Below are 12,112 nucleotides of genomic sequence, written 5' to 3' on the forward strand. Positions count from 1 at the left end.
CACCCACCGATATCGGATCGATCATGCGGATGGGGCCTGTCGTGCCCGTGCTCGTCGTGGAGGATGTCGGTCATGCTCGCGAGACGGCCGAAGCGCTCGTCGAAGGCGGGCTCAAGGTTCTCGAAGTGACTTTGAGAACGCCCGATGCGCTAAAGGCAATCCAGCGCATGAACCTCGTCCCCGGCGCAGTCGTCGGCGCGGGCACCGTCACGAACGACAAGCAGCTGGGCGAGGCGCTATCGGCGGGCAGCGAGTTCATCGTTTCACCCGGCCTAACCGACAAGCTCGGCCATGCGGCAGTCAAATCCGGCGTGCCCTTCCTTCCCGGCATCGCCAATTCGGGCGACATCATGCGCGGGATGGATCTTGGCCTGAAGCATTTCAAATTCTTCCCGGCGATGGCCAATGGCGGCATTCCGGCGCTGAAAGCGCTCGCCGCGCCCTTCTTCCAGTGCAAGTTCTGCCCCACTGGCGGCGTCTCGCCCGACAACGCGTCGGACTGGCTGGCGATGGAGCAGGTGCTTTGCGTCGGCGGTAGCTGGGCCGCGCCCGCCGGTGCCTCGCCAGAGACAATCACCGGACTGGCGCGCGAAGCCAGCGGCCTGGCGGCATGACGAGCGTCGACGATCTGACCGGGCGCCTGCGCGAACTGCACCAGCGCACGGTCGAGACACCGCTGTTCAATCCGGTTTTCCAGCTGGCACACGATCTCTCGCGCCAGCTTGAGAGCGGCGAATTGACCCTCGACGATTTCGAGAACGCGATTGCCGAACTTGAAGTCGGCGCGCTGCGCGAGCGCGCGACGCGGATCGGTTGCATGGTCGAGCCGATGGATGGCGACAGCAACACGTCCGCTCTGGCCGACGTTCTGCCTACCGACGATTATGCCGCCTTCAAGGCGCGCTGGGAGCGGCCGGACCTGCACGCCGTATTTACCGCGCACCCGACTTTTCTACTCACACCCGATCAGTCCGAAGCGGTCGCCGCGGCGGCTTCGACGGGCGCCGAGATTTCCTCCGATGTGGTGGGCGGAGAGCGCCCGCAGGTCACGCTGTCCTACGAGCATGGCCGCGCCATGCGCGCCATCGCTCACGCGCAGGACGCGCGCGATGCCATCGTATCGCAGCTTCTGTCCCACGCGCGGGATAGCTGGCCGGGCGAGTGGCAGGACTTCGTGCCGCTACCATTCCGTTTCGCCAGCTGGGTCGGCTACGACATGGATGGCCGCACCGATATCAAGTGGCACCATTCGATTGCTTTCCGCCTGTCCGAAAAGGCCGAGCGGCTCGGCCGCTATGTCGCCAAGCTGAAGGCCGTGGACGACAACCACGAATTGCTCGGAACGCTCGGCCCGGCGCGCATTCATGCCGCCGAGATGGCCGCAGCCTTCGCCGCCGATCTGTCCGATCCGAAAAAGCTTTCGGCGGTCGCCAACCGCCTGACGGCGGACCGGCCCGAGAAACTGCTCAGCCTCGCCCCGGTGATCGATGCGCTGGAGAGCGAGGCGGGCTCCGCCGATGACGGCGCGCGGGCGGTTGCGCTGAAAACACTCGCCGCAGCGATGCGTGCCGACGGCCTCGGTATGGGCTGGATCCATTTCCGCGTGAACGCGAAGCAGCTGCACAATGCCATCCGCCGCCGGATCGATCCGGGCGGCACGCTCGATCTCGCCAGCAAAGGCGCGGTCGTTCACCTGCGCAACGCCATCGCCGATGTGAAACCCCGCCGCACGAATTTCGGCGCGCTGGCGATCGAGGCGAGCACCGCCACCCGCCAGTTCCTCGCCATGGCGCAGATCCTTCAGCACGTGGATGCCGACGCGCCGATCCGCATGCTGATCGCCGAATGCGAAGAGCCTGCCACAGTCCTCGCCGCGCTCTATTTCGCCAAGCTGTTCGGGATAGAGGACAAGGTCGATGTCTCGCCCCTGTTCGAAACCGAAACCGCGCTGGAACATGGCGGCCGCTTCCTCGACGAATTGCTCGCCGAGGACGTCTATCGCGACTATGCGAAGAAGCGCGGGCGCGTGGCGATCCAGACGGGGTTCTCCGATGCCGGTCGCTTCGTCGGACAGGTGCCTGCAAGCCTCGCCATCGAGCGTCTGCAGGGCCGTCTGGCGGACGCGATGGAAGCGAACGGCCTCACCGATGTCGCCGCGCTCATTTTCAACACCCATGGCGAAAGCATGGGCCGCGGCGCGCATCCGAACAATATGGCGGACCGGCTCGACTGGCCGCTTTCCCCCTGGGCCAAGCGCCGCTTCGCCCGGGCGGGCATCGCGCTGGAGCCGGAAGTCAGCTTTCAGGGCGGTGACGGCTATCTCTGGTTCGCTACGCCGGAACTGGCGCGCGCCACGCTCACCCGCATCGCCGCGCTGCATCCCAGTGTGACGGACACCGATGCGCCGACCGATCCCTTCTACCGCCGCACCGATCTCAGCCTCGATTTCTATCGCGCGATCAAGGAGCATCAGCGCGAGCATCTGGAAAGCCGGACCTACAGCCGCGCGATCACGGCGTTTGGCCTCGGCCTGCTGAATTCGACCGGCAGCCGCGTCAGCCGCCGCCAGAGCGACCTCAATGCCGACCGAGAGATGAGCCTTCGCCAGATTCGCGCAATCCCGCACAATGCGGTGCTGCAGCAGCTCGGCTACCCGGTGAACGTCATCGCCGGGATCGGCCATGCGGCGGAAGGCAATTACGAGGAAATCGGCCAGCTGCTGACCGAAAGCCCGCGCGGGCGCGAGCTGGTGCGGCTGGTGCGCGCGGCCAATGCACTCGCCAGCGTGAAGACGGTCGCCGCTTATGGCGAGCTGTTCAATTCGGCCTATTGGGCCAGCCGCCCCTATCGCGGAACCGAGGGCCACCTTTCCGATGCCTGCGAGGCGCTGAGCGAATATCTGGTGAAGGACGACCGCGTCGGCACGTTCCGCCGCCTCGCCAGCCGGCTGCGGGTGGATGCGATGAAGCTGCATCGCCTGCTGGATCATGTGCCGGACGAAGCGCCCGTCGCCAATCGCGAGGAGAAGCGGCGGATGATCGGCGCGGCGCAGGCGCTGCGGATCGCGCTGTTCCAGGCGATGTTCATTCGCGCCGTCAGCGTGCCGATGTTCAGCCGCGCCAACGATGTGTCGCGCGACGACGTGCTGGAGATGATCTTCACCTTGCGCGTGGATGAGGCGCTGGCGCAGCTGCGGCGCGCCTATCCCACCAGTTTCCCGCGCATCGATCGCTTCGACCTCGACGCCGAGACCGACTGGCCGGACGGTGCGGACGAAGGCTACGAAGCGATCCACCGCGACTATATCGAGCCGATAGAGCGCGCCTATGCGCTCAGCCTTCGCGTCTCGACCGCCATCGCCAATATCTTCGGCGCGCATGGTTAGGATGAAGGTGGTGCGTCGTCTCGCAACGGGACGCGCGCGGCCTTGCGCCTCGCAAAGCCGCGCATCGCGACGTATACGGGCCGAATGAGTACGGCTGCGAAATGGTGTGTCGGACTGGCAATGGGTGGGATCGCCCTGCTGGCGAGCGCCGTGCTGGTGGGCAATCCGCTGGGTGCGCAGGACGCGCCGACACCGCAAATTGTCGCCGAGGATGTGCTGTCAGAGGAACCAGCCGTCCTCGCCTCCGCCGACGCCGATTATTACGGCAACGACCCCGTCTCTGCCGAAGAGCGCGCCCTGATCTCGCGCGAGGTGGTGCAGGCCGTGCCCGATTACGATCCGGACGATCCCTTCGTCATCAAGCGCGTGCTGCCGATCGACGGGCCGATCCGTTACGGCGAATGGCATTGGGACGATGAAGGCGTGCCAGACGGGCCGCTGGTGATGACGGTGGATCTGCAGGCCCGCGTCATCAGCGTGTTTCGCGGCGGCTACGAAATCGGCGCCGCCGCGGCGCTGCTCGGCACCGAAACCCACCCGACGCCTACAGGCGTGTTTCCGATCCTGACGAAGGAGCGGCACAACGTTTCGGAGAAATACAACAACGCGCCCATGCCTTGGACGCTGCGCCTGACCTGGGACGGCATCGCCATTCACGGCGGCTCGACCGTAGAGCTCGGCTATGCCAGCCACGGCTGCATCGGCGTGCCCGACGAATTCGTCTCGCGACTCTACGAGATCGCGGAACTGGGCGACGTGGTGATCATCACCGATGGCGTGATGACGGGCGTGGGCGGATCGCTGGACACGAACAGCTAACCGCTAATTGCTGCGCGGCGGCTCGGGGCGGAACACCCAGTCGCCATCCTCGATCGTTACCAGCACGCCCGCGAGATTTGCATTTTCGCCCCGTTCGAGGCGTGCAAGCAGACGCGCCAGATCGCGTCCTCGAACCCGCTTTCCCATCGCGCGAAATTGTGATTCCAGCACCGGAAAGCGGAGCGATCTATTGTCCGGAATCTTGTTTCGCACATCACCGCCGATTTCGGCCTCGTCGTTCGCGAGAAACTGACCGACAGCCAGATCCGCAACCGCGTCGGTCGTTTCAATCAAGGCGGCACTCTGCGCAAAGCCTTTGGGATCGAACCAGTCGATATCCGCCATGACCTTCCGCAAACGGGCACGCTCGAAAGCGACATCTTCGTTCGAAGGGTCTCGCGCAAATGCGATGCCGCCATCTTCGACGATGGCGGCAAGTTCTTCGCGTGTGAAATGCAGCAACGGTCGGATAACCCTGTGCGATGGACCTGCCGAATGGATCTCGCGAATTCCCGAAAGACCGGACGTTCCGCAGCCGCGATTAAGCCGCATGAGCAACGTTTCCATTTGATCGTTGGCATGATGCGCGGTTGCAATCGCCCGAAGGTGCCGGCGCTCCACCCACTGACCAAGCGCTCGATACCGCGCCTCCCGCGCCTTGGCCTGCATGTTACCCTCGCCCACCTCCACGGCAAGCACCTCGCACGGCACGCCGCGCTTTTTGCTGGCGGCGACGACCAGCGCGCATTCGTCCTTGGCGTCAGGCCGCAGGCCATGATCGACAGTGGCGACTTCGAAGCGGCCGGGGATCGCTTCCTGCGCCAGCAGGAGCATCGCCATGGAGTCCGGTCCGCCGCTGACGGCGAGGCCGATCTTGCCGCCATCGGGATTCAGTCGGTCAAGCGCCGTTTCAAAGCGCTCGACCAAATCAGGATCAATCGCAGTCGACCCGGCCATTGAGCCCCGCATACATGCTCTGCAATCTGCCCACGGCAAGCGCGGGATAGGTGTCCCCGAATTCGGCGAGCGCGATGCAGGCGCGGCTGGTGTCGCCCAGCGCGATCATGCTTTCTGCAAGATAGAGCAGGCTGTCAGGCGCACGTGCGCCGCTGCCATTGGACTGGTAATTGTCGAAAAAATGCGTCGCCGCGGCGCGCGGATTGCCGGCATCCAGAAACGCCCGGCCGAGCAGGTTTCGCCCGTAGGAAATCATGCGGTGATCGGGATACTGATCGACAAATAGCGCGAGCTGCTGCTGCGCTTCGGGGTAGAAACCAGCATCCCATAGCCGGAAACCGTAAGTGTATTCGTCCTCGCCCCGATCGCCCGTGACAGGCTTCACGATCGCCTGCACGGCGGCGACCCGCTCTGGCGATGGCGCATTCTGCTCGGGCGGCGCGGGAAGCTCCGCGCTATCGTCGGGTACCGGGATTTCGCCGGTCGGCGCCGGTCGGGTGCTGGCGGCGGAGGAAGCCTCGATACCCGCCGAGCGCCCGGCTTCGAGCACGTCGATCCGCTCCTCGAGAGCTGAGAGCGCGTTCTCGTTCACTTCGGTCGCTGCGGTGAGGCGCGCAAGCTGGGTCTCGATGGCGTCGAGGCGCGCCAGCACATCGGTCAGCGCGCTGGTGGTGACCTGCGGCGTGGTCTGTTGCGGGCGGGGCCGGGCCTCGGGTTGTATTTCGGGCTCGAAAAACCGCTCGTCGCCGCCGGGGAAAACCGCGCGCTGGAGGGCGCCGATCTGCCTTTCGAGGCGCTCTATCCGCGCATCGGACTGCGCCGCCGCCGGTGTGGCGGTGATTACCAGCGCCGCACCGATCGCGCCCGTGACGATCTTCGGGGTCAGGGTCCGCACTGCTCGAAGCCGTTTCATCGCGTCAATTCCTCCTTCGCTCGCCCGACTGGTTCGCCGCGCGATGCCACGGGGCGGTAAGATAGGGGATTAACGATGCCGGGTAAGTCGCAAAATGCCAGTATTCCCCGGCAAATCGCGGCAGACTCTCAAGTCGCCGCGCCGTCCGTCTGCGGAGCGGGCGTCGCATTGACGGATGGCGCGGAGCGACCGCGCGCCAGCAGGGCCTCGGCGGATACCGGCACGTCGGTCACCGTTTCCAATTCTTCCGAGATCTTCGGCACGTCGCGCCCGCCGATCGTGATGGCCAGCAGATCCGGCCTGCCGGTGATGATCGTGGCCCCCTCGGCGTCGGCGGGAATGGTGTAGGTGTCGCCCTCGCTCATCGTTCGTTCGGTCAGCACGCGGCCCTGCGCGTCGGAGAAGCGCACCCACGCCTCGCCTTCTGCCGTGAAGACCACTTCGCCGGTTTCGTCGATGGGCTGCGTGGTCTCCTGCTCGGCAGCGCGCTGGGCGGCAAGCTCGGCCTCCCGCTCCTGGGCTTCCTGCTCGGTAAGCGAAGGCAGCTCCGCGGCGGGCATGAAGAGCGCGCGCGCGGCGAAGAAAATACCGATCAGCAAGATCGCGGATGCGAAGATCGAGAACCATACCAGCTTGCCGCCCGGTGCGCGGGACGGGTCGCCCGGTTCGAATGTCGTTTCCCGGCGCGAGGCGTAGCGAGAGCTTGGCCCTTCGACATCCATTTCGGCGCGGACCAACTCGACGACATCGCCTTCATCCAGTCCGACGGCGCGCGCCAGCGTGCGCGAGAAGCCGACGGCATAGGTCCGGCCCGGCAATTCATGGAATTCGCCGGCCTCGATACGTTCGATATGTCGCTTGGAAATGCGCGTTTCGGAAGCGACCTGGTCGAGCGTCAGTCCCTTGCCTTCACGCGCGGCACGCAATTGGCCGCCGACACCCTGCGGTGCAGAAGCAGTCATGTCGTCTTCGGGAATCTCAGTGTCGGACATTGCCGCTCCAGCCGTGCATTGGTGGGCGAGGAAAAGGCCGCGAAGCGCGGCCTGTCAAGCCCGCTAACCAAAGTATCGCGGCATGACGAGGTTCCTAGTCAATCTCGATATCGTGCGCTTCGCACCATTCGGAAAGCGCCGTTCGCATATCCGGCGGCGGATTGGCGAGCCAGCCGCGCATGGCTTCGCCGATTTCCCGCGTGTCGACCTTGCGCACCAGTTCCTTGATCTGGCCGACGGCGGCAGGCGTGATCGAGAGACGGCGAATGCCGAGCCCGATCAGCGCCAGCGCTTCCAGCCGACGCCCGCCCATTTCGCCGCACACGCCAAGGTCGACCGGTTCCCCTACACAGGTCTGCACGACCCGGGCGAGGAAGCGCAGGATCGAAGGGCTCAGCCAGTCGTACCGCTCCGCCAGCATGGGGTTGGCGCGGTCTGCGGCGAAAAGGAACTGCGTCAGGTCGTTGGTGCCGATCGACACGAAGCTGAGGCGCGGCAGCAGCGTGTCCAGCGTTTCGGCAAGCGAAGGCACTTCCAGCATCACGCCGTAGCGAATGGCGCTGGGCAGCTGGTGCTTGCGCTTCTTCAGCCAGGCGATCTGCTTTTCGAAGACATCCTTCGCCGCATCGAATTCCCACGGTTCGGACACCATCGGGAACATCACGTTGAGCTCGCGCCCCGCCGTGCCTTCCAGCAGCGCGCGGGCCTGCACCTTCATCAGCCCTTCGCGTTCGAGAGCGAGCCGCAAAGCGCGCCAGCCCATCGCCGGATTTTCGTCTTCCTTCCCAATCTCGTTGGCGAGATAGGGCAGCGACTTGTCACCGCCGATATCGACGGTGCGGAAGATCACCTTCTTGCCCTTCGCCGCATCCACGACTTCGCGGTAAAGCCGCGCCTGCCGCTCGCGCTGCGGGAGCGCGGCGGAGACCAAGAACTGAAATTCGGTGCGGTAGAGGCCGATGCCGTCCGCGCCCGTCATCGCCACCATGCCGACATCGTCGCGCAGACCGGCATTGATCATCACCTCGATCCGCTCGCCATCGCGAGTGAAGGGCTCGACCTCGCGCAGCTTGGCATAGGCGGCCTGCTTTTCGCGGCTGCGGGCGAAGCGCGCCTCGAAAGCGGAAAGCACGCCATTGCCGGGGCGGAGCGTGACCTTCCCGGCATCGCCATCGATCAGGACGGTATCGCCCTCGCGCACCAGCCCGCGCAGATTGCGCAAGCGGCCCACGACGGGAACGCCCATTGCGCGAGCCACGATCACCACATGCGCGGTGAGCGAGCCTTCCTCCAGCACCACGCCTTTGAGGCGGCGCTTGTCATATTCGAGCAGTTCGGCGGGGCCGAGATTCTTGGCGACGAGGATGGTGTCTTTCGTCAGCCCCTTCTGCGCCGCCGTGCCGAGCTGGCCGGACACGATGCGGATCAGCCGGTTCGCCAGATCTTCCAGGTCGTGCATCCGGTCCTGAAGCAGCGGATCGGAGATTTCGCGCATGCGCATGCGGGTGCGCTGCTGCACGCGCTCGATCGCGGCTTCGGCCGTCAGCCCGCTGTCGATCGCTTCGTTGATGCGCCGCGACCAGCCTTCGTCATAAGCGAACATCTTGTAGGTCTCGAGAACCTGCTCATGCTCTCCGCCTGTGCCGAATTCGGCCTGGTTGGCCATGTGGTCGATCTGCTCTCGCATGCGATCGAAAGCGAGGTAGACGCGCTGGCGCTCCGCTTCGGTGTCCTCCGCCACCGTCTGTTCGATATGGACGCGCGGCTGGTGGAAAACGGCCTCGCCCAGCGCCAGCCCCTTCACCAGCTTCAGCCCTTCGCACACCGTCTGGCCGGTGATCGCCTCGCTCGGCCCGCCGGCGGCGTCCTCATCGTCGACAAGCCCTGCATTGTGGATCAGCTCGGCCAAGACCATGGCGACCGTCTGCAGCGCCTCGATCTCCACCTCTTCGTATTTGCGTGGGTCGATATGCTGGACGCACACGACGCCGATGGCGCGTTCCCGGCGCACGATCGGCACACCGGCGAAGGAGTGGAATTTTTCCTCACCGGTTTCGGGACGGTACTGGAATTCGGGATGGGCCGCGGCCTCGTCCAGATTCAGCGTCTCGATGTTCTGCGCGATGGTGCCGGTCAGGCCTTCGCCGATGCCCAGCCGGGTGACGTGGACGGCTGCCTGGTTCAGCCCGCGCGTCGCGAACAGCTCCAACATGCCGTCGCGCAGCAGGTAGATTGAGCAGACCTCGCTATCGAGCGCCTCACCGATCATCTCGACGACCTGGTTCAGCTTGGCCTGCGTATGGGTGCGCGCGGCCATCACCTCGTGCAAGGTGGTCAGGATGGAACGGGCAGCGTCGGAAGCGGCGGACATGGTATGCCGCCTATAGCACGCGAATGGTTTTGAAAATCACTCGCGCCGCGCGCGAGCGATTTCACGCCTCAATGATGCGCGATTTCTTCCTTGATGCGCAGCTTCTGCTTCTTGAGAGCCTGGATCCTCGCAGCGTCGGGAGACGGTCGGTTCATCTCGTCCTTCAGCATGGTCTCAAGACCCTGGTGCTTCTGCTGGAGGGCGGTGACGTGCGTGGAATCCATGGGATCGTCTCCTGTTGTGCGCACGGGCAAGATAAAGCCCGCTTGGGGGAGCGACCCGGCGCTGTCGTGCTGCAAGGCCGCTTGCTGCGGACGACTCGCCGATGCGACGAGCGCCGCAATTGCCATCAAACCATAATATTTCTAATTCTCCAATCGCGATGGCGACGAAGCGCTCTTTTTCGGAGCCGTTCGGGGCGCGGCAGGAGGCATAGCGAATGACGGAGGAGGAAGCGAGAAAGCGGCTGGCGACGCTCAAGACGGAGCACCGCGATCTCGACATCGCCATCCGTGCGCTGGAAGCCAATGGCGGGCCGGAGCAATTGCAGGTTGCGCGGCTGAAGAAGCGCAAGCTGGGGCTGCGAGACCAGATCTTCGTGCTCGAAGACTTCCTCACGCCTGACATCATCGCCTGAGCGTGGCGGCCAAGGTGTAACAGTGCGGGACAGGGGATATTCCGGGCACAATCTGCGGCGAGGCGCACTGGCCTTGTCGCTCCCGGCATCCTAGCAATGTTCGCGATATGACAATTCCGTCCGCCCTTACCCCTGCTATCGTCGATGTGCTTTACGAGGAGGCGCTGTGCCTCGTCGAAGAGGCGCGCTGCGTGTTCGATGAAGCGCCCACGGTGGACGCAACCGCATTGCGAAGCGCATTGTCGCGCGAGGCCCTGCGCACGACGACGCAGCTCATGCATGCAATGGCGTGGCTGCTGAATCACCGCGCCTTCTTCGCTGGCGACATGAGCGCGCTGCAATTGCGCCGGCACGGCCGCTTGCCACCCACGCAGCATGGCGGGCAAGCGAAGGACGCGGCGCTGCTGGATGCGCGGGTGCGCGCCGTTTCCGAAAACGCGAGCGCCTTGCACGAACGGATCGCCCGGCTCGACGAAGCGTGGCAGGCCGAGCTGCCCGGCGAGCCTGCCGCGGTGCACCGGCTGCACGAGAAGCTTGGCCGCGCCTTCGGCTAGACTTTCCCCAGCGCCGCTTCCCAGCGCGAAAGCCTTGCGGCCCGCACCCCATCGTCCATCTGCGGGTCGAAAGTCTGCCGCGAACCGATCATCGTCCCGGCGGCATGCTCCAGCGAGACGTGGAGCCCACAGCCCACCGCCGCCAGCATGGCTGCGCCAAGTGCAGTGGTCTCGACGAAATCGGGCCGGGTGACGCTGACCCCGAGCAGATCGGCAATGTCCTGCGCCATCCAGTCATTCGCCGCCATGCCGCCATCGATCTTCAGTCCCGTCCACGCGCAGCCATCGGCGGCAAAGGCACTGGCGAGATCGAAAGTCTGGTGCGCCATCGCTTCCAGCGCGGCCCTGGCGATATGCGCGCGGCCCGTATCGAAGCCGAGGCCCGAAATGATGCCGCGCGCATCGGGCAGCCAGTGCGGTGCGCCCAGCCCCGACAGTGCGGGCACGATCACCACACCGCCGCTGTCCTCGATAGAGCGGGCCAGCTCCTCGGTCTGCTCCGCGCTGTCGATCAGGCCGAGCGTGTCGCGCAGATACTGGATCAGGCTTCCGGCAACGAACACCGCGCCCTCGATGGCGTAGTGCCGCTTGCCCTCCAGCTGGTGGAGCACGGTGCCGAGCATGCGGTGCTCGGAGTGCGGCAGCCGCTTGCCGGTATTGGTGAGGACGAATGCGCCGGTGCCGTAGGTGGCTTTGGTGTCGCCCTCTGCCAGGCACCCCTGCCCGATCGTCGCAGCCTGCTGGTCGCCTGCCATGCCGCAGATCGGAATGGGAGCGCCGAACAGGTCCGAATGTGTTTCGCCCAGCGCACCGGCGCTGTCGACGATGCGGGGCAGTGCGTGCACCGGGACACCCATCAGCGCGCACAGTTCATCGTCCCAGCTGTCTCCATCGAGCGCCAGCAGCTGCGTGCGGCTCGCATTGCTTGCATCTGTGATATGCCGCTCGCCCGCTGTAAGTTGCCAGGCGAGCCAGCTTTCGACTGTGCCGAAAGCAAGACGATCCGCCTCCGCCGCGCTCGAGACCGCGTCGTTATTGTCGAGCAGCCAGCGCATCTTCGTGCCCGAGAAATACGGATCGAGCAGCAGGCCGGTTTTCTCCTGCACCATCTCTTCGCGCCCTGCATCCTTAAGCGCGCGGCAGAAATCGGCGGTGCGCCTGTCCTGCCACACGATGGCGCGGGCGAGCGGCTTGCCCGTCTGCCTGTCCCACGCCACCACCGTCTCGCGCTGATTGGTGATCCCGATGGCGGCGATCCGGTCCGCCCCGCCCGCCTGCTCCACCACTGCGCGGGCGCAGCGCAGCGTCTTTTCCCAGATCTCCACCGGATCGTGCTCGACCCACCCGCTTTTGGGATAATGCTGCGTCAATTCCTCCTGCGCCGTGCCGCGCGGCGTGCCATCGGCCGCGAAGAGCATGGCGCGGGTGCTGGTCGTGCCCTCGTCGAGCACGAGGATGGACTGGTCGATCATTGGCAATCCTCT

At 65.3% G+C, this 12,112-nt stretch carries 11 protein-coding genes; 5 read left to right on the top strand and 6 right to left on the bottom strand.

The features are described 5' to 3' along the window. The first annotated feature begins 23 nt into the window (after nucleotides 1-23). The 3 genes from eda (at nucleotide 24) to D6201_RS07145 (ending at nucleotide 4,204) form a co-directional block, all read left to right on the top strand. Nucleotides 24-614, top strand: a complete 591-nt coding sequence (eda, locus tag D6201_RS07135) for a bifunctional 4-hydroxy-2-oxoglutarate aldolase/2-dehydro-3-deoxy-phosphogluconate aldolase (protein WP_120049267.1) — start codon at nucleotides 24-26, stop codon at nucleotides 612-614. Beyond that, nucleotides 611-3,385, top strand: coding sequence for a phosphoenolpyruvate carboxylase (locus tag D6201_RS07140; protein WP_120048171.1), 2,775 nt, complete (start codon nucleotides 611-613; stop codon nucleotides 3,383-3,385). The genes eda and D6201_RS07140 overlap by 4 nt, the downstream gene beginning before the upstream one ends. Before the next feature lie 84 nt (nucleotides 3,386-3,469). Next, the gene (locus D6201_RS07145; RefSeq protein WP_242447465.1) at nucleotides 3,470-4,204 is read left to right on the top strand and encodes a L,D-transpeptidase family protein; all 735 of its coding nucleotides are present in this window, start codon (nucleotides 3,470-3,472) and stop codon (nucleotides 4,202-4,204) included. Nucleotides 4,205-4,207: 3 nt separating this feature from the next. Here D6201_RS07145 and tilS read toward each other — a convergent pair whose 3' ends face one another. From tilS to D6201_RS07170, 5 genes are all read right to left on the bottom strand, one after another. Further along, nucleotides 4,208-5,161 carry a tRNA lysidine(34) synthetase TilS gene (gene tilS / locus D6201_RS07150; protein ID WP_165853514.1) on the bottom strand — a complete coding sequence of 318 codons (954 nt, stop codon included), beginning with the start codon at nucleotides 5,159-5,161 and terminating at the stop codon, nucleotides 4,208-4,210. After that, complete coding sequence (locus tag D6201_RS07155; protein WP_120048174.1) at nucleotides 5,139-6,074, bottom strand: tetratricopeptide repeat protein; 936 nt, start codon at nucleotides 6,072-6,074, stop codon at nucleotides 5,139-5,141. The genes tilS and D6201_RS07155 overlap by 23 nt, the downstream gene beginning before the upstream one ends. Before the next feature lie 128 nt (nucleotides 6,075-6,202). After that, nucleotides 6,203-7,066: a helix-turn-helix domain-containing protein gene (locus D6201_RS07160; RefSeq protein WP_242447466.1), complete on the bottom strand. Its 864-nt coding sequence runs from the start codon at nucleotides 7,064-7,066 to the stop codon at nucleotides 6,203-6,205. A 94-nt stretch (nucleotides 7,067-7,160) separates the two neighbouring features. Then, the gene (gene ptsP / locus D6201_RS07165; RefSeq protein ID WP_120048175.1) at nucleotides 7,161-9,437 is read right to left on the bottom strand and encodes a phosphoenolpyruvate--protein phosphotransferase; all 2,277 of its coding nucleotides are present in this window, start codon (nucleotides 9,435-9,437) and stop codon (nucleotides 7,161-7,163) included. A 68-nt stretch (nucleotides 9,438-9,505) separates the two neighbouring features. Continuing rightward, nucleotides 9,506-9,661 carry a YdcH family protein gene (locus tag D6201_RS07170; RefSeq protein ID WP_120049269.1) on the bottom strand — a complete coding sequence of 52 codons (156 nt, stop codon included), beginning with the start codon at nucleotides 9,659-9,661 and terminating at the stop codon, nucleotides 9,506-9,508. A 215-nt stretch (nucleotides 9,662-9,876) separates the two neighbouring features. On the opposite strand from D6201_RS07170, the gene D6201_RS07175 reads away from it, so the two are divergent. Beyond that, complete coding sequence (locus D6201_RS07175) at nucleotides 9,877-10,074, top strand: YdcH family protein (protein WP_120048176.1); 198 nt, start codon at nucleotides 9,877-9,879, stop codon at nucleotides 10,072-10,074. 107 nt (nucleotides 10,075-10,181) lie between these two features. Then, nucleotides 10,182-10,628, top strand: a complete 447-nt coding sequence (locus D6201_RS07180; RefSeq protein WP_120048177.1) for a DUF1465 family protein — start codon at nucleotides 10,182-10,184, stop codon at nucleotides 10,626-10,628. Here the strand turns inward: D6201_RS07180 and glpK are convergent. Next, nucleotides 10,625-12,100 (bottom strand): glycerol kinase GlpK, encoded by a 1,476-nt coding sequence (gene glpK / locus D6201_RS07185; RefSeq protein ID WP_120048178.1) that lies wholly within the window; start codon nucleotides 12,098-12,100, stop codon nucleotides 10,625-10,627. The two genes, D6201_RS07180 and glpK, sit on opposite strands and share 4 nt — an antisense overlap. Between the last annotated feature and the right edge of the window lie 12 nt (nucleotides 12,101-12,112).

The organism is Aurantiacibacter aquimixticola, from assembly GCF_003605475.1.
Classification (GTDB): domain Bacteria; phylum Pseudomonadota; class Alphaproteobacteria; order Sphingomonadales; family Sphingomonadaceae; genus Alteraurantiacibacter; species Alteraurantiacibacter aquimixticola_B.